The organism is Anaerosalibacter bizertensis (assembly GCF_009696605.1).
Lineage (GTDB): Bacteria > Bacillota > Clostridia > Tissierellales > Sporanaerobacteraceae > Anaerosalibacter > Anaerosalibacter bizertensis.
On record NZ_VULR01000009.1, the window covers coordinates 75,485 to 98,054 of the forward strand.

The 22,570-nt window shown below is 30.0% G+C and carries 25 protein-coding genes and 1 other annotated feature; all 25 genes read left to right on the forward strand.

What is annotated here, in order from left to right:
* Positions 1–112 precede the first annotated feature (112 nt).
* Positions 113–1,060: a 50S ribosomal protein L11 methyltransferase gene (gene prmA, locus FYJ27_RS07895; RefSeq protein WP_154484306.1), complete on the forward strand. Its 948-nt coding sequence runs from the start codon at positions 113–115 to the stop codon at positions 1,058–1,060.
* 1 nt (position 1,061) lies between these two features.
* The gene (locus tag FYJ27_RS07900) at positions 1,062–1,796 is read left to right on the forward strand and encodes a 16S rRNA (uracil(1498)-N(3))-methyltransferase (RefSeq protein ID WP_154484307.1); all 735 of its coding nucleotides are present in this window, start codon (positions 1,062–1,064) and stop codon (positions 1,794–1,796) included.
* A gap of 22 nt (positions 1,797–1,818) precedes the next feature.
* Positions 1,819–3,129 carry a tRNA (N(6)-L-threonylcarbamoyladenosine(37)-C(2))-methylthiotransferase MtaB gene (gene mtaB, locus FYJ27_RS07905; RefSeq protein WP_226807931.1) on the forward strand — a complete coding sequence of 437 codons (1,311 nt, stop codon included), beginning with the start codon at positions 1,819–1,821 and terminating at the stop codon, positions 3,127–3,129.
* Between the two features lie 61 nt (positions 3,130–3,190).
* Positions 3,191–3,535 carry a histidine triad nucleotide-binding protein gene (locus FYJ27_RS07910; RefSeq protein ID WP_154484309.1) on the forward strand — a complete coding sequence of 115 codons (345 nt, stop codon included), beginning with the start codon at positions 3,191–3,193 and terminating at the stop codon, positions 3,533–3,535.
* Between the two features lie 115 nt (positions 3,536–3,650).
* Positions 3,651–3,833: a 30S ribosomal protein S21 gene (gene rpsU / locus FYJ27_RS07915; RefSeq protein WP_154484310.1), complete on the forward strand. Its 183-nt coding sequence runs from the start codon at positions 3,651–3,653 to the stop codon at positions 3,831–3,833.
* Between the two features lie 16 nt (positions 3,834–3,849).
* The gene (locus tag FYJ27_RS07920; RefSeq protein ID WP_154484311.1) at positions 3,850–4,293 is read left to right on the forward strand and encodes a GatB/YqeY domain-containing protein; all 444 of its coding nucleotides are present in this window, start codon (positions 3,850–3,852) and stop codon (positions 4,291–4,293) included.
* Positions 4,294–4,418: 125 nt separating this feature from the next.
* Positions 4,419–5,702 carry an NfeD family protein gene (locus FYJ27_RS07925; protein ID WP_154484312.1) on the forward strand — a complete coding sequence of 428 codons (1,284 nt, stop codon included), beginning with the start codon at positions 4,419–4,421 and terminating at the stop codon, positions 5,700–5,702.
* Position 5,703: 1 nt separating this feature from the next.
* The gene (floA, locus tag FYJ27_RS07930) at positions 5,704–6,693 is read left to right on the forward strand and encodes a flotillin-like protein FloA (RefSeq protein ID WP_154484313.1); all 990 of its coding nucleotides are present in this window, start codon (positions 5,704–5,706) and stop codon (positions 6,691–6,693) included.
* 18 nt (positions 6,694–6,711) lie between these two features.
* The gene (locus tag FYJ27_RS07935) at positions 6,712–7,149 is read left to right on the forward strand and encodes a hypothetical protein (RefSeq protein ID WP_154484314.1); all 438 of its coding nucleotides are present in this window, start codon (positions 6,712–6,714) and stop codon (positions 7,147–7,149) included.
* A 96-nt stretch (positions 7,150–7,245) separates the two neighbouring features.
* Positions 7,246–7,524 (forward strand): sporulation protein YqfC, encoded by a 279-nt coding sequence (yqfC, locus tag FYJ27_RS07940; protein ID WP_216384799.1) that lies wholly within the window; start codon positions 7,246–7,248, stop codon positions 7,522–7,524.
* Between the two features lie 11 nt (positions 7,525–7,535).
* Positions 7,536–8,732: a sporulation protein YqfD gene (yqfD, locus tag FYJ27_RS07945; RefSeq protein WP_154484315.1), complete on the forward strand. Its 1,197-nt coding sequence runs from the start codon at positions 7,536–7,538 to the stop codon at positions 8,730–8,732.
* A gap of 2 nt (positions 8,733–8,734) precedes the next feature.
* A complete protein-coding gene (locus FYJ27_RS07950; protein WP_154484316.1) occupies positions 8,735–9,703 on the forward strand; it encodes a PhoH family protein in 969 nt (322 codons plus the stop codon).
* Positions 9,704–9,730: 27 nt separating this feature from the next.
* Positions 9,731–11,842: an HD family phosphohydrolase gene (locus FYJ27_RS07955; protein WP_154484317.1), complete on the forward strand. Its 2,112-nt coding sequence runs from the start codon at positions 9,731–9,733 to the stop codon at positions 11,840–11,842.
* Complete coding sequence (gene ybeY, locus FYJ27_RS07960; protein WP_154484318.1) at positions 11,843–12,304, forward strand: rRNA maturation RNase YbeY; 462 nt, start codon at positions 11,843–11,845, stop codon at positions 12,302–12,304. It begins immediately after the preceding gene.
* Between the two features lie 13 nt (positions 12,305–12,317).
* Positions 12,318–13,016: a diacylglycerol kinase gene (locus tag FYJ27_RS07965; protein ID WP_154484319.1), complete on the forward strand. Its 699-nt coding sequence runs from the start codon at positions 12,318–12,320 to the stop codon at positions 13,014–13,016.
* Between the two features lie 12 nt (positions 13,017–13,028).
* Positions 13,029–14,033: a DUF3048 domain-containing protein gene (locus tag FYJ27_RS07970; RefSeq protein WP_154484320.1), complete on the forward strand. Its 1,005-nt coding sequence runs from the start codon at positions 13,029–13,031 to the stop codon at positions 14,031–14,033.
* Between the two features lie 11 nt (positions 14,034–14,044).
* The gene (locus tag FYJ27_RS07975; RefSeq protein WP_154484321.1) at positions 14,045–14,446 is read left to right on the forward strand and encodes a cytidine deaminase; all 402 of its coding nucleotides are present in this window, start codon (positions 14,045–14,047) and stop codon (positions 14,444–14,446) included.
* 10 nt (positions 14,447–14,456) lie between these two features.
* Entirely contained in the window at positions 14,457–15,341 is an 885-nt protein-coding gene (gene era, locus FYJ27_RS07980; RefSeq protein WP_154484322.1) for a GTPase Era, read from the forward strand.
* A 16-nt stretch (positions 15,342–15,357) separates the two neighbouring features.
* Positions 15,358–16,116, forward strand: coding sequence for a DNA repair protein RecO (gene recO / locus FYJ27_RS07985; RefSeq protein WP_154484323.1), 759 nt, complete (start codon positions 15,358–15,360; stop codon positions 16,114–16,116).
* 1 nt (position 16,117) lies between these two features.
* On the forward strand, positions 16,118–16,573 hold the full coding sequence (locus tag FYJ27_RS07990) for a DUF4342 domain-containing protein (RefSeq protein ID WP_154484324.1): 456 nt from the start codon (positions 16,118–16,120) through the stop codon (positions 16,571–16,573).
* A gap of 59 nt (positions 16,574–16,632) precedes the next feature.
* Positions 16,633–16,806, forward strand: a binding site (T-box leader).
* Positions 16,807–16,871: 65 nt separating this feature from the next.
* Positions 16,872–17,759, forward strand: a complete 888-nt coding sequence (glyQ, locus tag FYJ27_RS07995) for a glycine--tRNA ligase subunit alpha (RefSeq protein ID WP_154484325.1) — start codon at positions 16,872–16,874, stop codon at positions 17,757–17,759.
* Positions 17,752–19,830, forward strand: coding sequence for a glycine--tRNA ligase subunit beta (gene glyS / locus FYJ27_RS08000; RefSeq protein ID WP_154484326.1), 2,079 nt, complete (start codon positions 17,752–17,754; stop codon positions 19,828–19,830). Before glyQ ends, glyS begins: the two co-directional genes overlap by 8 nt.
* 49 nt (positions 19,831–19,879) lie before the next feature.
* Positions 19,880–20,524, forward strand: a complete 645-nt coding sequence (locus FYJ27_RS08005; RefSeq protein ID WP_326831057.1) for a helix-turn-helix transcriptional regulator — start codon at positions 19,880–19,882, stop codon at positions 20,522–20,524.
* 13 nt (positions 20,525–20,537) lie between these two features.
* On the forward strand, positions 20,538–21,356 hold the full coding sequence (locus FYJ27_RS08010) for a pyruvate, water dikinase regulatory protein (protein ID WP_154484327.1): 819 nt from the start codon (positions 20,538–20,540) through the stop codon (positions 21,354–21,356).
* 149 nt (positions 21,357–21,505) lie between these two features.
* The gene (locus FYJ27_RS08015; RefSeq protein WP_154484328.1) at positions 21,506–22,522 is read left to right on the forward strand and encodes a deoxyguanosinetriphosphate triphosphohydrolase; all 1,017 of its coding nucleotides are present in this window, start codon (positions 21,506–21,508) and stop codon (positions 22,520–22,522) included.
* Positions 22,523–22,570: the final 48 nt, after the last annotated feature.

Consider the following 22,570-nt stretch of genomic DNA (forward strand, 5'->3'; position numbering starts at 1 on the left):
AAATAATGGGTGATTGCTTTAATTTTAAACATTCATAATAAGGCTTTTTTTTAGTTAGCTAATAGGATATAATAATGAAAGATTCAACTTGTTTTTAAAGGATGTGAATGTAATGAAATGGATTGAAGTGCAAATTAAAACTACAACAGAGGCAGAAGAGGCTGTAGCCAATATATTATATGAGGCAGGAGTTGGAGGACTGGCTATTGAAGATCCAAAGGATGTATTAGCTTTTACTGAAAATGAAAAGGCTTGGGACTATATAGATGAAAAACTTTTAGAACAAGATTTCGAAGGGGTCATTATAAAAGGATATTTTCAAGAAAGTGAAGATTTAATAGATAAGATAGAGCTAATCAGACAAAATATCGAAAAAATACCTCAATATAATTTAGACAAAGGTCTTGGAGAAGTAACAGTAACAGAAGTATATGAAAAGGATTGGGCAGAAGCATGGAAAAAATACTATAAACCTAAAAAAATAGGAGAAAGAATAGTTATAAAACCGACCTGGGAAGAGTATGAAAAAAAAGAAGATGAAATTATAGTGGAACTAGATCCTGGTATGGCTTTTGGTACAGGTACCCATGAAACTACATCTATGTGTATTAGACAGTTGGAAAACCATGTTAAAAAAGATGATAAAGTATTTGATATTGGTTGTGGTAGTGGCATACTAAGTATAGTAGCGGCAAAACTAGGGGCATCAAAGGTTATAGGAGTAGATTTAGATGAATTACCTGTAAAAGTATCAAAAGAAAATATAGTTTTAAATAATGTTCAAGATATAGTAGATATAAGAAGAGGAAATCTATTAAATGTAGTAGATGAAAGGGCAGATCTAATAGTATCCAATATTATTGCAGAAATAATAGTAGATTTAATTAAAGATATAAAAGGATACTTAAATAGTGGTGGAATATTTATTTCTTCAGGTATAATATTAGAGAAGCTACCTTTAGTAGAAGAGGCTCTTAAAGAAGAAGGATTTAGCATTTTAGAAGTATCTAAAATGAAAGATTGGGCTTGTGTAGTAGCACAATTGGAGATGGAAGAATAATATGAATAGATTTTTTATAGATAAAGAAAATATATCCGAAGAGCTTATAACTATTGAAGGCGAAGATGTAAAGCATATAAGAGATGTAATAAGGCTTAAAGAAGGGGATAAGATAGAAATATCTTCTGAAGGAATTCTTTATATATGTGAAATATCCATAATTGAAAAGAAAAAAGTTATAGCTAAGATTTTACATAGAGAGTCAGGTGATCATGAGCCACCAATCTCAATAATTTTGTACCAAGGACTTCCTAAAAGCAGTAAAATGGATTTTATTATTCAAAAAGCAACAGAAATTGGGGTTAAAGAAATATATCCAATTAAAACAAAAAGGACTGTTGTAAAAATAGATAATAAGAAAAAAGAGAAAAATAAAATAGATAGATGGAATAAAATCTCTGAGGAAGCTGCAAAACAAAGTAAAAGGGATTATGTACCAAAGGTTAAATCTATACTTTCCTTCAAGGAAATGATAAAACTACTTGAAGACGAAGAAAATATATTGGTACCATATGAAAATGAAAAAACAACAAGTATGAAAGATGTTTTAAAAGATTTTTCAAATAAAAAAGTTCATATAATAATTGGACCAGAAGGTGGATTTGAAGAAGAAGAGATAGATGAATTAGAAGATATAGGGAGTAAAATAGTATCTTTAGGGCCAAGAATACTTAGAACAGAAACAGCAGGTCTAGTTGCTTTGTCCATTTTATTATATGAGTTAGGGGATATGTAAGCCTTAATTTATAGGAGTGGTTATGATGAAGACAGTAGCGTTTTATACTCTAGGTTGCAAAGTCAACCAGTATGAAACTGAAGCAATGGAAGAAATATTTCAAAAAGAAGGATATAAAGTAGTAAATCCTAAGGAAAGTGCAGATATTTATGTAATAAATACTTGTACAGTTACTAATTTAGGAGATAGGAAGTCAAGACAATTTATAAGAAGGGCTAAAAAAACAAATAAAGACTCTACTATAGCAGTAGTAGGTTGTTATGCCCAAGTATTTCCTGATGAAATAGAAAAAATAGAAGGCGTAGATGTAATTATAGGAACTAGTGATAAAGAAAAAATCGTTAGACTATGTGAAGAGGCTAGAGAAAATAACATAAAAATAAATAAAGTGAAAGACTTTAGAGAATTAAAAGATTTCGAAGAATTAAAAATAGAAGATTTAAAATCTAAAACTAGAGCATATATGAAAATTCAAGAAGGTTGTAACCAATATTGTTCCTATTGCATAATACCTTATGCAAGAGGGCCTATAAGAAGTAGACCATTAGAGAATATAATAAAAGAAGGAAAGAGGCTTTCTGAAGCAGGATTTAAAGAAATAATACTTACAGGAATACATGTAGCTTCTTATGGGAAAGATAGGGGAGATTATACCTTATTAGATGTTATAAAAGAGATAAATAAAATAGAAGGTATTGAAAGAATCCGACTAAGTTCCATAGAACCTACTTTAATAGACAAAAAATTTATGGAAACTATAATAAAGATGCCAAAAGTATGCGATCATTTCCACCTATCTCTGCAAAGTGGAAGTGATAAAATTCTAGATAAGATGAACAGAAAATATACTACTGATGAATATAGAAATACAGTCCATTTAATAAGAGAATATATGCCTTATGCAGGTATTACAACAGATATTATTGTAGGATTTCCTGGCGAAGGAGAGGAAGAATTTAAAGAAACTTATGATTTTGTAAAAGAAATAGGTTTTTCTAGAATCCATGTATTTAAATACTCTCCTAGAAGTGGCACCCCTGCAAGTAAATTTAAAGATCAAGTTCATGGAAGTATAAAGAGTCAAAGAAGTGAAAAGTTAATAGAGCTCGGGGAAAAATTAATGAAAGAATTTAACAAAAAACTTATAGGGAAAAATATGACTGTATTATTTGAAGAAGAATCAAAGGATAATTCTGAATATATGGAAGGATATACAACAAATTATACACGTGTAAGAGCTTTAGGAAAATCTAATATAGAAGGAAAAATACTACCTGTAAAAATAATAGGAATAGATAAAGAAAATTTAATAGGGGAAATAGAGGAATTTTAATTTTTTCGTAGAATATAATTATTATAAGCTTAGGGCTAAAAACTTTTAGGAGGTGATTGGGATGAGTGATTGTATTTTCTGCAAAATAGCCAATGGAGAAATTCCTTCAGATAAAATATTTGAAGATGATAAAGTTTTAGTTTTCAATGATATAAGCCCACAATCTCCTGTTCATTTTTTAGTTATACCTAAAGAACATATTCCTTCTATTAAATATATAGATGAAAAAAACATAGATATAATTAATCATATTACATTAGTTATTAATAAGATAGCAAAGGAAAAAGGATTGGATGATAAAGGCTATAGAATAGTAAATAATTGTGGTGAATTTGGAGGACAAACAGTAGAACATCTCCATTTTCATGTATTAGGTGGAAGACAGTTAATGTGGCCACCAGGCTAAAATTGAGTTGCACAAAAAATTTATATAATGTATAATATTCTAGTGCCGAATTCCGCTTACTGCAAATATTGTAGTGATAAGCAGTTTTGCAGTAGATGAGGGGAGGGAGAAATAAATGTCAGAAGTCAAAGTAGGAGAAAATGAATCATTAGATAATGCACTTAAAAGATTTAAAAGACAATGTGCTCGCTCAGGGGTTTTATCTGAAGCTAGGAAAAGAGAACACTACGAAAAGCCTAGTGTAAAACGTAAGAAAAAATCCGAGGCAGCAAGAAGAAAAAAGAAGAGAAGATATTAATTAAGAAGGTGTAAATATGTCTCTTAAAAAGAGTCTTATGGAAGATTTGAAAACTTCCATGAAAAATAAAGATACTTTAAGAAAAAACACTATCACTATGGTTAGAGCCGGCATCAAGCAAAAAGAAGTAGATGAAAGAAGAGAGCTTGATGATGAAGATATTATGGATATAATAGCAAAACAATTAAAAGAAAAAAGGAATGCTATTAAAGAATTTGATAGAGGCGGACGTAAAGATTTAGTAGAACAAACAGAAAAAGAAATGGAAATCTTACTTAAATATTTGCCAGAACAACTAACTGAAGAAGAAGTTGAAGAAATCGTTAAAGCAGTTATTGAAGAAGTAGATGCTAAGTCTATGAAAGATATGGGAATTATAATGAAAAATGTTATGCCAAAAATTAAAGGCAGAGCAGATGGTAGTGTTGTGAATAAAGTAGCCAAAAAATATTTAAAATAAACCTAGGTTTAAATACCTAGGTTTTTTATATATAAAAATTTTTATATATAAAAAATTGTATTTTCTACATATAAATAATATAATATAAACACCATTGATTTTCTAAAAAAAATGGAGGTGACTTAATGAAAAATAGAAAATGGTTATTCTGTTTTTTAGTTATATTTTTACTGATAAATTCTATTTCCTATTCAGAAAATGAAGGAAATGTATATGTAATCCCCATAAAAGGTGAAATCAATAAAGCCACTTACCATTTTTTAAAAAATGCTGTTGATGATGCATTAAGTAAAAATCCAAAAGCAATTATATTTGAAATAGATACCTATGGTGGGCTTATAAATGAAGCAGAGAAGATTAAAAATTTAATTATGGATATTAAGGTTCCTACTATTTCTTTTGTAAACAATAAAGCCGAATCTGCGGGAGTTTTAATAACTATATCTAGCCAGAATGTTGTAATGGCAAAGAGTTCAACTATAGGTTCAGCAGAAACCATACCAAATAATGAAAAAACCATGTCTCTTTGGCTAAGCTTCTTAAGAGATGCAGCAGAAATAAGAGGAAGAGACCCACAAATAATTCAAGCTATGGCTGATAGAGATATAGAAATAGAGGGTATAATAGAGGGAGGCAAACTATTAAACCTAAATTCTCGTGAAGCAAAAGCTTATGGTATATCAGATTTAATTTCTGATGATTATGGTGAAATTTTAGATTATTTCAATATAAAGTATTCAAATATAGTAGAAGTAGAAGAAGGAGCAGAAATTAAAATAGCTAAATTTCTTTCAAATCCATATATATCAACAATTTTGCTTACATTAGGTTTTATAGGAATGATAATTGAAATATTTACCCCAGGGTTTGGTGTAGGAGGTACTTTAAGTATCATTGCCTTCGCCTTATTCTTCGGTGGAAATATGCTTGTGGGAAATTCTGAATGGACATCTATAATTCTATTTGTTGCAGGTCTTATACTCCTAATAATAGAAGTTATGGTTCCAGGTTTTGGCCTTCCTGGAATAAGCGGTATAATACTGGTTTCAATTGGAATTGTATTTTCAATGGCTTCGTTATCTACTGCAATACTATCTTTAAGTGTAGCCCTTATAATAACAGTTATAATAACCATATTTTTAATAAAGTATGGATATAAAAGCCCTTTTCTTAGTAAAATAATATTGTCTACAGAACAAAAAAATGAAAGTGGATACACTAGTGCAAATCCAAGGGAAGAGTATTTAGGAAAAGAAGGAATATCTGCAACAGAACTTAGACCTAGTGGAATAATTGAAATTGATGGTCAAAGAATAGATGCTCTATCAGAAGGTGGTTATATAGAAAAAAATAAAAAGGTCAAAGTAGTAAAAGTTGAAGGTTCAAAAATATTTGTAAGGAGGTTGTAAAATGCCAGGAAGTGCAGTTTTTACAATAGGTATCAGCATATTAATTATTTTATTAGTAATATTGTTTTTCACTTTTGTTCCTGTAGGATTATGGATAACAGCTTATTTCTCAGGTGTAAAGATAGGCATAGGTAATTTAATAGGGATGAGGCTTAGAAGAGTAGTTCCATCAAGAATTGTAAGTCCTATGATTAAAGCCACAAAAGCAGGATTAGAAATAGGTGTAAATGAGTTAGAAGCCCATTTCTTAGCTGGTGGTAATGTAAATGTTTTAGTTGATGCACTAATAGCAGCTCAGCGTGCAGACATTCCACTAGAATTTGAAAGGGCAGCTGCTATAGATCTAGCAGGTAGGGATGTTTTAGAAGCAGTCCAAGTTAGTGTAAATCCTAAAGTAATAGAGACTCCACAAATTTCAGCAGTAGCAAAAGATGGAATAGAAGTTATAGCTAAGGCAAGGGTTACAGTTAGAGCAAATATTGAGAGACTAGTTGGAGGAGCTGGAGAAGAAACTATAATAGCTAGAGTTGGAGAAGGTATAGTAACTACAGTAGGAAGTTCTGAAAGACATAAAGATGTATTGGAAAATCCTGATAGTATATCAAAAACTGTATTGGATAAAGGATTAGATTCAGGAACTGCCTTTGAAATACTTTCAATAGATATAGCAGATATAGATGTAGGAAGAAACGTAGGAGCTAAACTTCAAACAGATCAAGCAGAGGCAGATAAGAGGATTGCCCAAGCAAAAGCAGAAGAAAGAAGGGCTATGGCTGTAGCCAAAGAACAAGAGATGATTGCAGAAGTTCAAGCTATGAAAGCAAAGGTAGTAGAAGCAGAAGCAGAAGTACCACTAGCAATATCCAAGTCATTAAAAGATGGAAAGATAGGATTTATGGATTATTACAATATGAGAAATCTTTTAGCAGACACTGAAATGAGAAGTTCTATATCTAAAATAGGCGAAACAGATGAAAAGCCTAAAGAATAATCATAGGGATGTGTTAATATGGATATTCTATTTGCAATTTTAGTAATATTAGGTCCAGCAATTATCAAAAGCGTTAAAGAGAAAAAGACAGCTGAAGAAAAAAGAAGACATACTCCCTACAATAGACCTAAAGAAAGGCCTATTAGAATGCCTAACAAGCCTATTTCGGTAAACAATATAGAAATAGAAGAAGAAAATATAGAAGAAGTAAAAACGGATACTGAGAAAGTAAAAGAAATAGATATGAACAAACTAGAAAGAGAATATGAAGAATTAAAATCAAAAGTAGAAGATATACCAGTATATAAAGAAAGAATTAAACAGAGAGTTGAATCAAATAAGCCTAAAAAATCTTCTTATAGCTTAAATGAACTAACAAAAGAAGATATACTAAAAGGAATAGTATTAAAAGAAGTATTATCAGAACCAAAATGTATGCAAAATAGAATGAGATAGATAAAAGAGTATGTAGTTAAATGCTGCATACTCTTTTTATTTGTAATAGAGCTAGTTTATTAAGCATAAATTTAAATAAGAGAAGGAGGGCTTTTTGTGAAAAAACGGATGGACCAAATAAAATCAAATGTTTCGGACATATTTGAATTGCCAAAAGATATAGTAATGGATTTACCTAAGATAACTATTGTAGGCAATATGCAAGTACTAGTAACAAATCACAAAGGTCTAATTGAATATACAAAGAATATTATACGGATAAATACAAACTGTGGAGTGCTTAAAATAATCGGGGCTGATATGTGTATAAAGACCATTATAACAGAAGAAATAATAATAAATGGTACTATAGAAGGAATTGAATTTTTATATTAAGGGGTGTATATATGCTAGCCATTAAAATATGGAATTATTTTAGGGGATATGTTATTATTAGAGTTGAAGGACTTACGTTGGAAAAATTCTTAAACTTAGCTACAAACAAAGATATATACCTTTGGGATATAGAGCGAATAGAGTATACAGTTATAGAAGCAAAAGTAAGTATAAAGGGATTTAAATCTTTAAGAAAAATAGTCAGAAAAGTAGGATGTAGAGCATATATAGTAGAAAAAAGAGGTTTTCCTTTTTTATTAGAAAAGTTAAGAAAAAGGAAGATGCTTGGTTTTGGTTTTATCATCTTTATAGGATTGATATTTTTTTTAACTTCTTTTATATGGAATATAGAAATTTCAGGAAATGAGAAAATAAAAGATGAAGAAATTATAAACTTTCTTGAGGAAATGGATGTAGGTAAAGGAAGATTTAAACATAAAGTTAACTTAGATAAATTACAGTCTAATATTTTAGGAAATTTTCAAAGATTATCTTTTGCCAGTGTAGAATTTAAAGGCACAAAACTTTTAATAGAAGTAAAAGAACAGGATCTACCGCCTAAGGAAATAGATAAAGATATTCCTTGCAATATAGTAGCAAAAAAGAAGGGCGTAATTGAAAAAGTTATTGCCAAAAATGGTAAAAGAATAGTAAGTGAAGGTGAAGTAGTAAAAAAAGGTCAAATATTAATAACTGGAGTAATAGAAGATGAATTATTAGAGAATAATATATTGGTACACTCTGAAGGGGAAGCATTAGCAAGAACTAGATATTCCCATAAAAAAGAAGAACTTATAGAAAAAACTATAAAAGAAGAAACTGGAAATATATATACTATAAAAGAAATTAAATTTGGTAAAAAAGTCATCAAGCTCTCAAAGACAGATATACCTTTTAAGGAATATATAGAAGAAGTAGATGAGGAACCATTTATAGAAAAATTCGGTGACGATTTTCCAGTAAAAGTTGTAACACATAAATATATCGAAGTAGAAAAAAAGAAAATTAAGCATAATGTAGATTCTTTAAAAAAATCTACCCAAGTATTAGCCATACAAGAAATAAATAAAAAGTTGCCAAAGGATGCAAAGATCATCTCTAAAGATGTAAAATATTTAGAAGAGGAAAATAAACTTATTACGGAAGTAATTATAGAAGTAATTGAAGATATTGGTAAAAAGCAGATTATATACAATAAGGAGGATTAGTTTTGGGAAAAAATATACAAGAAAAGGGAATAGCTATAGAAGACAATAGCATTATACCAGGACTATTTGGCCAGTTTGATGAGAATATAAAGATTATAGAAAAAGAATTTAATGTAGAAATCCTTATTAGGGAAGAAGAAATCAAAGTTATAGGGGAAGAGTTGGCAGTAGAGCTAGTAGAAAGACTTATCTATAAACTAGCAGATATACTCAAAAGACAAAAAAAGCTAACTAAACAAGAACTTATGTACACAATTCAACTTATTTATAAGGGAAAAGAAGATAAGGTTAAAGAATTATTAGATGATATTATTTGCATAACAGCTTCAGGAAAAGCTATTAAACCTAAGACATTAGGACAAAAAAGGTATGTAGATGCAATAAAAAACAATGATATAGTATTTGGAATTGGGCCTGCAGGTACAGGAAAGACTTATCTTGCTATGGCAATGGCAGTAAATGCCTTTAGAAACAATGAAGTTAAGAGAATAATATTAACTCGACCAGCAGTAGAAGCAGGAGAAAGTTTAGGATTTTTGCCTGGTGATTTGCAAGAAAAAGTAGATCCTTACCTAAGGCCTATATATGATGCATTATTTGATATATTAGGTTTTGAAACTTATGTAAAATTTGTAGAAAAAGGGCTTATAGAGGTGGCTCCATTAGCTTATATGAGAGGGAGAACCCTAGATTCATCCTATGTTATATTAGATGAAGCTCAAAACACTACAAATGAACAGATGAAGATGTTTTTAACTAGATTAGGATTTGGTTCCAAGGCTATTATTACTGGGGATATAACTCAAGTAGACTTGCCAAAAGGGAAGTCTTCAGGTCTCAAAACAGTTTCAAAAATCCTAGAAGGAGTAGATGGAATAGATTTTGTTAACCTTACTAAACTAGATGTAGTAAGGCATCCATTGGTTCAAAAAATAATAGAAGCATATGATGAATACGAAGGAAAGGCTTAAAAAACCATTCTACAGGGAGGTTATCCCATGTTAAAAGAAAACATAAAAGAGAAAAAAGAAAAGAAAAGGAAGAATAGTAAAACTAGAAAAATTTTTTCCTTCTTTTCTCAGAATACAAAGATTAGTCTAATTGTTTTACAAAGTATATTTACTATATTGTTATTTTTAGTGATAATAGACAATATAGAGCCTAAAAAAGTCAACATAAAAATAGGAAATATATCCCCTTATGAAATAAGGGCTACAAAAGATATAGAAGACAAAAGGACTACAGAAAAATTGCAGAATGAAGCTATGGAAAAGATTGAACCTATAAATAGGGTCAATCCCTCGATACAGATGCAGATGAAAAATGATATAAGAACTTTTTTTGGGTTAGTAAAGGATGTAAAAAACTTAGATAATATGGATATAAATAAAAAAGTATCTACTTTGCAAGAACAATCAAATCTAAATCTATCACAAAAAGATTATAGGGTAGCTTTAGAACTTGAAAATAAAGATTTAAACAATCTAGAAACCACTATACATGACATAATAGACCAAATAATGGGTAGTGGAATTAAAGAAGAAGAGTTAGAATATGAAAAAAGTAATGTTAAAAGTATTTTTGATTCTTTAAATATGGATAAAAATCAAGAAGAATTAGGAATAAAAATCATAAATACAACTATTAAACCAAATAAGTTTTTAGATGTAGAAGCTACTCAAAGAAGGAAAGTAGAAGAATCGGAAAAAATTGAGCCAATAATTATAAAAGAAGACCAAGTAATAGTTAGAAAAGGTGAAAAGGTAAATTCCCATACCTATGAATTAATAAAAGAATCAGGACTATTAAAGCAAAAAGATGGCTATGAAATTAGTACAATTTTAGGCACATTAATTATTATATTAATCATTCAATTTATTATAGGTCTGTACCTTTACAATTTTAATAGGGAAGTATTAAATACATCAAAGATAATAATACTAGATATTATTTTTATTTCCATAGTCATAATATCAAAAGTAGTCTATGGTATTTCACCCTATTTAATGCCAATTGCAACATCTTCTATGCTAATAACCCTTATTGTAAATCCTAAATTAGCATTAATAGTGAACTTTATTTTAACATTTTTAATGGGAATGATTTTAGGAGTTGATGACAGCGTAATAGCTACCATGTTAGTAGGAGGAAGTGTGGTAGCCTTTAGCGTGATGAATTCATCCCAGAGATATAATATATTCTTCAATGGATTAATTTTAGGGGTAGCACATATTATAACTATTTTTTCTTTTGGACTTATAAAGAATTCAGATGCTTTAGATATTGTACTGAGAAGTGGACATGGCTTATTAAATGGGATATTTTGTGCTATTCTCACTATTGGAACATTACCTCTGTGGGAAAATATATTTGAAGTACTAACCCCTTTAAAACTTCTAGAACTTTCAAATCCAAACCAACCATTACTTAGAAGGCTTTTAATGGAGGCTCCAGGAACTTATTATCATAGTGTGATGGTAGGTAATTTAAGTGAAGCTGCAGCTGAAGCAATAGGTGCTGATTCTCTTATAGCTAGAGTAGGTGCTTATTATCACGATATTGGGAAACTTAAAAGACCTTATTTTTTCAAAGAAAACCAGTTTGGGATGGATAATCCCCATGACAAACTAAATCCTACTTTAAGCACTTTGATAATAACCAATCATACGAAAGATGGACTAGCATTGGGAGAAGAATATGAATTACCACAAGAGATAAAAGATATTATTGTACAACATCATGGAGAGACTGTATTGACCTTTTTCTATTATAAAGCTTCAAAAGGTAAAGATGGCGAAAATGTTAAATTAGAAGATTTTAGATATAAAGGGCCTAAGCCTCAAACGAAAGAGGCAGCTATAATAATGTTGGCAGACTCTTCAGAAGCGGCAGTCAGATCTATAAAAAACCCTAATAAAGGGAAAATTGAAGAGATGGTAAGAAATATAATAAAAGACAGATTAGAAGACGGACAATTAGAAGATTGTAATTTAACTTTAAAAGATTTGAGTATAATAGCCAATACTTTCAGCAATGTACTTCTAGGAATATTTCATGATAGAATAGAATATCCAAAATTGGATATAAAAGAGGTAAAAGGAGAGAATTAAATGGAAGTTTATATAGACAATAGACAAGATGAAATAACAATAGATGATGAACTTATAGAATTAATGGAAAAAGTAATGAAAGAATGCTTAGCATTAGAAGAAAAGAGTCTCGATACTGAAATAAGTGTTTCATTTGTAAATAATAAGGAAATACAGGAACTAAATAGAGAATATAGAAATGTAGATTCCTCTACAGATGTACTATCTTTTCCAATGACAGATGATTTTTCCTTAAGCCATATACCTATTTTAGGAGATATTGTAATATCCTTAGAGAAAGCTTTATCTCAAGCAGAAGAATATGGTCATTCTTTCAATAGAGAAGTAGCTTATTTAACAGCTCACAGTATGTTCCATCTCCTAGGATATGATCATATGAAGGAAGATGAGAAACAAGTCATGAGGAAGAAGGAAAAACAGGTTATGAAATCATTAGGAATATTTAAAAATAATTTAGAATAAACTAGGTGATAAGATGAAATCTAGAAATATAATAGATAGTTTTAACTATGCTGTTGCTGGAATAATATATGCATTAAAAACTCAAAGAAATCTGAGAATACATTTTAGCATAGCTACAGTAGTATTGTTCACAAGCCTATTTTTAGATTTTAGCAGATTAGAATTTTTAATGCTTCTTTTAACTATTGCCTTTGTAATGGTATCAGAGATGATCAATACTTCTATAGAAAAAACTATTGACATGATTACAGAAGAATATCATCCACTGGCTAAGATAGCAAAAAATGTAGCAGCAGGAGCTGTTCTAATCTCAGCTATAAATGCTATAGTAGTTGGATATTTACTTTTTTTTGACAGAATAAATCTTCATTCAAATTTGATACTATTTAAATTAAAAAATTCTCCAGTACACTTAACATTTGTATCTCTTTTACTTGTTATAATTATAACTGTAGTTATAAAAACCATAGCCCAAAGTGGTACTCCATTTAAAGGTGGAATTGTAAGTGGACATGCAGCAGTAGCATTCTTACTTGCTACTAGCATTAGTTTTTTAGGTGAAAATGTTTTAATTACAACCTTAGCTTATTTTATAGCTATATTGGTGGGAGAAAGTAGAATAGAAGGGAAGATTCACAGTGTTTTTGAAGTGTTTATGGGAAGTATACTAGGGGTACTAATGGGAATTTTAGTTTTCCAAATAATAGGTTAGTAGGGGGATTTTATGAAAAAAATAGTATTTATACTATTAATTTGTTTAGTTGCAGTTCTTTTGATATACAATATATCTGATAAGGAGAATGATCAGATTTTAGAAGAGGAGAATGAAAATAAAATTTTATCTCCACTAAGTGGTATTTCTGCCTCAATATCTAAAGTAGAAAGGCGTCCAGTGGCAGTTATGTTTGACAACCATCCAAATGCTAGATGGCAAGCAGGACTTAGTCAAGCAGAAATTGTATATGAATTTTTTGTGGAATATCCTTATACAAGATACATGGGTATATATCTTATAAATGATCCAGAAGAATTAGGACCTATAAGGAGTGCAAGACCTTATTTTATAACAACTTTACTTGAATATGATCCTATATATGTAAGAGCAGGAGGAAGTGAAGAGGCAAAAGAATATATAGAACAATTAGAAATAGCAGATATAGATGGTTTGACTAACTCAGAAGATGCTTTTTTTAGGAATACTAAAGTAGGAAAGAAGAGTCCTCACAACCTTTATACAAATATGGAAAATATAAGAAATGCTCAAATAGGAAGAGGTTATAGTTCTACGGGAGATTATGAAGGATTTAATTTTTATGAAAAAGATACAGAGATACAAGGAGACAATGGAACTACAATTGAAATAAAATATAATAGGGAAAATTCTACTTCTTATATTTATAATGAAGTAGATAGGGTATATGAAAGGTATAAGGACGGAGAAGCCCATATAGACGAATATTATAATATTCCAATTGTAGCAAAGAATATTATTATTCAACAAGTAAAGACTAAACCTATAGATAATGAAGGAAGATTAGAAATCGATTTAGTAGATAGTGGAAAAGGCATATACATATCTAATGGAAAATTTAAAGATATTAGTTGGACAAAAGGCTCTAAAGATGGAAAGACTATGTATTATGACGAAGAAGGGGAAGAGATATTTTTAAACAAAGGGATTACGTGGATTCAAATAATAGATGAAAAATCAGATATAATAATTGAGTAGGAGTGATGGCCTTGGACAAAAGAGAGCTTATAAAAAGTGCATTTAAAGCTAAAGAAAAAGCTTATGTACCTTATTCTAATTTTCATGTAGGAGCAGCTGTTTTAATGGAGGATGGATCTATCTATACAGGTTGTAATATAGAATCTGCTTCTTATAGTCCAACAAATTGTGCAGAACGTACAGCCATATTTAAAGCTGTATCGGAAGGAAAAAGAAAAATAAAAGCCATAGCAATAGTAGGGGATTCAGGATATACTTATCCCTGTGGAGTTTGTAGACAAGTTATAAGAGAGTTTGGCCTAGATGCAATTGTTATAATTGCTAAATCTGAAGATGAATATAAGGAGTATACATTAGAAGAGTTGTTGCCATATAGTTTTGGACCAGAGGATTTAAATAACGCTAAAAAATAGGAGGAGATTTATGTACAAATCAGGATTTGTAACCATAATTGGTAGACCAAATGTAGGAAAGTCAACTATATTAAACCATATAATAGGAGAAAAAGTTTCAATTATTTCAGATAAACCTCAAACTACAAGGAATAAAATACAATGTGTTTATACAGAAAAAGATTATCAAATAGTTTTTTTAGATACACCTGGTATTCACAAACCTAAAAATAGGCTTGGTGAACATATGGTTAAAACATCAAAAAGTACTTTAGGAGAAGTAGATCTAATTACATTTATGGTTGACAATAATAAAACAATAGATGATTTAGATAGATATATAATATCTCAATTGAAAGGTATAAATACACCTAAAGTGCTCCTTATAAATAAAATAGATAAAGTGAAAAAAACAGATATTGCTAATTTAATGAATATGTATAAGAAGTTTAATATTTTTGATGACATTATACCTGTATCTGCAATTAATGGAACTAATATAGAAGAGTATTTAAATACAATTAAAAAAATATTGCCAGAGGGACCACAATATTTTCCTGAAGATATGATCACGGACCAACCAGAAAGATTTATTATATCAGAACTTATAAGGGAAAAAACCCTATACTATCTTCATGAAGAAATTCCTCATGGAATATTTGTATCAATAGATAGTATAAAGAAAAGGGAAGAAAAAGAAATAATAGATGTATACGCTACTATTTACTGTGAAAAACCTTCTCACAAAGGTATGATCATAGGTAAAAATGGTAGAAAGTTAAAGGGTATAGGAAAAAGTGCAAGGATAGATATAGAAAGACTTTTAGGTAGCCAAGTAAATCTTCAACTATGGGTTAAAGTAGAAAAAAATTGGAGAGACAAGGAAAATAAAATAAAATACTTTGGTTACGAATAGTACTAGGAGTGACTAAATGCTTGTAAAATCAGAAGGAATAGTTTTAAGAGAAGTAAAATTTGAAGAGACAAATAAAATATTAACCATATTTTCTAGAAAATATGGAAAAATTACTGCTATGGTAAGAGGAGCTTTAAGACCAAGAAGTCCTCTTATAGCCAGTAGTCAGGTTTTCTCATATAGTGATTATAATTTTTATAAAGGGAAAAGTTTTTATCATGTAAACCAAGGAGACATTATAGACTCTTTTTATCCTATTAGAGAAGATATGAATAGACTTCTATATGGAGCATATTTATTAGAACTTGTAGATTCTTCTACAGTAGAAGGAGTTCCAAGTGAAAAGCTTTTTGAATTGTTAAAAAAAGGCTTAAAGGTACTATCCAGTTTAAACAAAGATTTTTTAAAATTTATTATAGGTTTTGAAATTAAATACATATCTTTCCTAGGTTATAGACCATATTTAAATAAATGTGTACTATGTGGAGAAGATATAAATGATACATTGAAATTTAGCATATCCCATGGAGGGGTAATTTGTGAAAGATGCTTTAAATTAGATCCTGGCAGTAAAAAAATGGATAAAAACATGCTAAACTATTTAAAACAGTTATTATATACATCCCTTGATGAATTAGACAATATAAAAATTCCTAAAGATGTCATGATTAAAATACAAGATATTATGATAAAATATATATTAACCAATATTGAAAAAAATAAATTTAATTCATTAGATTTTATGGAATCTATTAAAAAAAATGGAGGGTTATAGAATGGATACATCTTTAGATAAAATTGATATGATAGTGGAAAGGACTGGAGTTAGCTATAAAGAAGCAAAGGAAGCTTTAGAAAAAAATAACGGTGATGTATTGGAAGCTATAATATATATTGAAAATAAAAACAAGAGTTTTACAGAAAATATAGGGAACAAAGGAGAAAAGTTATTAGATAAGTTAAAGGAATATGTAAGAAAAGGCAACGTAACTAAAATTATAATAAAAAAAGAGGGAGAAACTATAATGAATATTCCCGTATCTGCTGGAACAATAGGAACTATTCTAGCTCCACAAATAGCCTTGTTAGGATTTAGTGTAGCCTTTCTTTCTAAATGTACGTTTGAGATAGTAAAAGAAGATGGAGAAATAATCAATATAAATGAAGCTGTAGAAAAAGAATTCAGTAAAGATAAGGGTTCTACCAATAAAGAGGATAAAGAAGAGCTTTAAATCTATATTGACAATGAAGATTTTTTTTGCTAGATTATTAACTATAGATTAATTAATAATTATATGCTGTGAAGAAGAAGGTAATCAATATATATTATAATAGCGAGCTAGGGACGGTGAAAGCCTAGTATAATAGATTGGTGAAAGGCACTTCTGAGCATATATAACTGAGGGAATACCTTAGCTAGGTATTAAGTAGGGTGGAACCGCGGAAGTAACCTTTCGTCCCTATAGGGATGTAAAGGTTTTTTTATGTTTATAATTAATAATACGAACTAAGATCAAGGAGGTCAAGAAAATGTATTTTCAGGACTTGATACTGACATTACTTCAATATTGGGGAAGTAAGGGATGCTTAATATTAGAACCCTATGATATAGAAAAAGGGGCAGGAACTATGAATCCTCATACTTTTCTAAGAGCTTTGGGGCCAGAACCTTGGAAGGTAGTTTATGTAGAGCCTTCAAGAAGACCGGCAGATGCTAGATACGGTGAAAATCCCAATAGGGTTTATCAGCATCATCAATTACAAGTAATACTGAAGCCTTCTCCAGAAGATGTTCAGGATCTTTATTTAAACAGTTTAAAAGCAATAGGAATTGAACCACTAAAACATGATATAAGGTTTGTAGAAGACAACTGGGAAGCTCCTACACTAGGTGCTTGGGGCTTAGGTTGGGAAGTGTGGTTAGATGGAATGGAAATTACTCAATTTACATACTTTCAACAAATTGGCAGTATAAACTGTGATTTAGAATCTGCAGAGCTTACCTATGGACTAGAGAGAATAGCCATGTATCTTCAAGATGTGGACAATATATTTGATATTGAATGGTGTGAAGGAATAAAATATGGAGAAATATTTAAACAAGCAGAATATGAACAATCTGTCTATAGCTTTGAAAAAGCTAGTATAGAAAATCTTACAACGCTATTCAATATGTATGAAGAAGAAGCTCAAAAGGCAATTGAAGGGGATTTAGTAATTCCATGCTATGACTATGTACTAAAATGTTCCCATGTATTCAATGTACTAGATGCAAGAGGTGCTATTTCTGTAACAGAGAGAACCCATTATATAAGTAGGGTTAGGAATTTAGCAAAACTAGTAGCTCAAAAACATTTAGAGAAAAGGGAAAAATCAGGATATCCTCTTATAAAACAGGGAGGTGTATCTAATGAATAGATATTTGTTAGAGATAGGAGTAGAGGAACTGCCAGCTAGATTTGTTAAGACTACTTTAGCTCAAATGGAAAAATATGTATCAGAAAAATTAAATGAAAAAAGAATACCATTTGATGAAATGAAGTTTTATTCCACTCCAAGAAGATTGGTACTACTTATAGAAGGTCTTCCAGAAAGACAGGAAGATTTAGAAAAAGAAGTAAAAGGTCCTTCAAAGAAAATAGCTTTTGACGAAGAAGGCAATCCAACAAAAGCTTTAGAAGGTTTTATGAAAGGCCAAGGGGTAGCCTTAGAGGATATATCTACAAGAGAGCATAACAATGTAGAATATATATTTGCAAATAAAATAGAAAAAGGTAGATCAGTTGAAGAAATTTTAAAAGACAGTATGCCAGATATGATAAAATCTATTTCTTTTCCTAAATCTATGAAGTGGGGAGGAAAAAACCTACGTTTTGCAAGACCGATTAGATGGTTATTATCTCTATTTAATGATAGGGTATTAGAATTTAACTTAGAAGGAATAGTAGCAGCCAATATAACAAGAGGACATAGATTTTTAGGAAGCAGCCATATAGAAATAGATAATATAGATGAATATTTTACGGCTCTTAAGGATAATTATGTAATGGTAGATAGGAATGAAAGAAAAGAAAAAATAAAATATGGTTGTGAAAAATTAGCAAGGGAAAAAGGTGGAAATCTATTATTTGATGAAGAATTATTAGATGAAATAACTAACATAGTTGAATATCCAACACCTATGATAGGGAGAATAAAAGAAGAATATTTAGATTTACCTAAGGAAGTTTTAATAACACCTATGAAAGAACATCAAAGATATTTTCCTGTAGTAGATGATAAAGATAGACTTCTTCCATATTTTATAACTGTAAGAAATGGAAATGAAGAGTATTTAGATATAGTAGTAAAAGGGAATGAAAAAGTATTAGGGGCAAGATTAGAAGATGCTAAGTTCTTCTACTATGAAGACATAAAACAGCCTTTAGAAAACTATGTAGAAGATTTAAAAGACATAGTATTTCAAGAAAAACTAGGTACATTATATGATAAAACTATGAGAGTACAAAAATTAGCAGGAAAAATAGGCAGTTATCTAGAAGTAGGAGAAGAAACTAAGAAAAATATAGAAAGAGCAGGATATCTTTCAAAAGCAGATTTAGTAACCAATATGGTTGGCGAGTTTTCAGAGCTTCAAGGTATAATGGGAAGAGAATATGCAGCTGAATCAGGAGAAAATGAAATCACTAGTTTAGCAATATATGAACAATATTTACCTAGATTTTCTAATGACGAACTTCCAACAACAACAGCAGGAGCTATCCTAAGTATAGGGGATAAGTTAGATACAATAGCTGGTATTTTTGCAATAGGTATACAACCTACAGGCTCTCAAGACCCTTATGGTTTAAGAAGGCAAGCTCTAGGTATAATAAATATAATATTAGATAAAAAACTTAATCTTTCTTTAGAAGAATTAGTAGACTTTGCATTATACATCTATGTAGAAGAAAATGGCTTAGCTTTTGACTATTATAAAGTAAAAGATGAAATACTAAACTTCTTTGATGGAAGAATAAAGAACATGTTTATAGATATGGGTATAAGATATGATGTAGTTGAAGCCATATTGGGAACTGATATTGATGATGTTTTCGATTTAAAACTAAGGGCAGATAAATTGAACCTATGGTTAGATAAAGAAGGTTTAAGTGAAGTTTTATCAGCCTTTAATAGGGTGAAAACTTTAGCGGAAAAAGCAGAAACTGATGAAGTGAAAAGGGAATTGTTAGTAGAGGAAGAGGAAATAAAACTTTATGAAACATTTAATTCTGTAGAAGAAAAAGTAAAAGACTCTTTAAACTGTAAAGAGTATGACAAGGCTTTAGATTATATGGTTTCATTGAAAGGGCCTATAGATCAGTTCTTTGACAATGTTATGGTTATGGTAGAAGATGAAGAGTTGAAAAATAATAGACTAGGATTAGTCAAACAAATTTCAAATACTATGCTCTTAATCTGTGACCTATCCAAAATAATGAATAAATAGTGCCCACTACAGTGGGCTTATTTTAAATACCCATTGGAAGTAAGGGGTGGTGATTAATATTCAATTAAGTGAAAGGCAAGAAAAAATAATAGATATAGTTAAAAATGATCAACCTATTACAGGAGAAACTATAGCAAAACATTTAAAATTAACAAGGGCTACAATAAGACCAGATTTGGCAATATTAACTATGTCTGGTATACTAGATGCTCGGCCAAAAGTAGGGTATTTTTATACAGGAAAGACTGCTCTAAGCTTCGTATCAGAAAGTATTAGAAAGATAAAAGTATCAGAGATAAAATCTGTTCCTGTAGCTATAGATGAAGAAACTAGTATATACGATGCCATAGTAACCCTTTTTCTAGAAGATGTAAGTACTATATTTGTAACATCTAATGGATATTTAACAGGTGTAGTATCTAGGAAAGATTTTCTTAAAAATGCTATAGGAGGAATAGACTTAAATAAAATACCTGTAGGTGTGATAATGACAAGAATGCCTAATATTGTAACTATAACTCCAGATGAAAGTGTACTAAATGCAGCTATAAAATTGATTGATCATGAAGTAGATTCTATACCTGTAGTAGAAGAGGTTAAAGTAGATGAAGAGAAAAAAGAATATAAGATTATTGGAAGATTATCAAAAACTAATATTACCCGATTATTTGTAGAACTTGGGGAAAGTAATTAAGGGGGGTAGGTTTATGGACACTAATGTAGTAATCTATGTATTATCAGACTCTATTGGTGAGACAGGAGAACAGGTAGCTAGAGCTGCAGCTAGTCAATTTAATTCAGGTAAATATGAAATAAGGAGATTTCCCTATATAACAGATGAAGAACAGATTGTTGAAATTTTTGAAGAAGCAAAAGAAGAAAAAAGCATAATAGTTTTTACAGTTGTGATAGAAAGACTAAAAAGATTCATTATTATGAAAGCAAAAGAGTATGAAATACCTGCTGTAGACTTGATGACTCCAGTTTTAGATTCCATACAAACTGTAGTAGGTTTTCAACCTAAACGAGAATCAGGTCTTATAAGAAGATTAGATGAACAATATTTTAAAAAGGTAGAAGCTGTTGAATTTGCAGTTAAATATGATGATGGAAAAGATACTAGAGGTATTAAAAAAGCAGATATTATATTGGTAGGGGTATCTAGAACTTCCAAAACGCCTTTAAGTATGTATCTAGCTCATAAACATTATAAAGTAGCTAACGTACCTTTAGTTCCAGAGGTACCAGCGCCAGATGAGTTGTTCGAAAAAGATACTAAAAGGGTTTTTGGACTTATAGCAAATCCCTTTAAGCTAAATGAAATAAGACAGGAAAGATTAAGGTCTTTAGGGCTTAGCAATAATGCAAACTATGCTAGTATAGATAGAATAGAACAAGAATTGGAATATTCTAAGCAAATAATGGAAAGACTACAATGTAAAGTTATAGATGTTTCAAATAAAGCAGTAGAAGAAACAGCAGGTATTATAATAGATATAATGAAAGAAAATTTTGGTGAAGATTAGTTAAAGTAGAAGTGTTGTTATAACAGCACTTCTTTTTATGTTAAATGTTTTTATAAAAAAACTTATAAAAATAAAGGATTATGGACAATTTTGTTGTATATATAATAACAACGCCAATTTTAAGAAGTAATAAAAGGGGTATATAAAACATGGATGTTAGGTTAAAAACGGAACAAATGGAGAGAAAAGTTCTTTCAAAATATGCCACTTTAAGTTCACAAACAAAAGGAAGAACTATAAAAGAGGATAAATGTGAAATAAGGACTGATTTCCAGAGAGATAGAGATAGAATCATACATTCAAAAGCCTTTCGAAGGCTGAAACATAAAACACAAGTATTTATAGCCCCAGAAGGAGACCATTATCGAACTAGACTTACACATACATTAGAGGTATCACAGATATCTAGAACTATTTCTAGAGCTTTAGGATTAAATGAAGATTTAACAGAGGCAATTGCACTAGGCCATGATTTAGGACATACACCATTTGGCCATACAGGGGAAAATGTATTGAACACACTTCATTCCAATGGATTTAGACATAATGAACAGAGTTTAAGAGTAGTAGATTTTCTTGAGCACAATGAAAAAAGACAAGGTCTTAATTTAACTTATGAAGTAAGAAATGGCATATATTGTCATACTGGTGAACAAGATTCAGAATCTCTGGAAGGAATAGTAGTTAGATATGCTGACAGAATAGCATATATAAACCATGATATAGATGATGCTATAAGAGCAAATGTAATTTCTATAGAAGATATACCTAAAGAATGTGTGCAAGTTTTAGGGAAAAGCCATGGAGAAAGAATCAATACTATGATATTGGATATAATTAGAAATAGTGCAGGTAAAAAGTGGGTATCTATGAGTAAATGTATAAGTAAGTATACCAATGAATTAAGAAAATTTATGTTTGATAAAGTATATCTAGACAACCATGCAAAATCAGAAGAAAAAAAGGCAGAATATATTATTGAAGAGCTATATAAATATTATTTGAAAAATCCAGACAATCTTCCTTATGAGCATAAGAAAATTTATAAAGATAAAAGTTTTTCAAAAGAAGATATGGTTTGCGACTATATAGCAGGAATGACTGATAGATATGCAATAAATCTGTTTTATAATATTTTCATACCTAAACCGTGGAAAAAATATTAAAAAAAGAAGGAAAACAAGAAGATTTGTCGAATATTATTTGTCGGATAT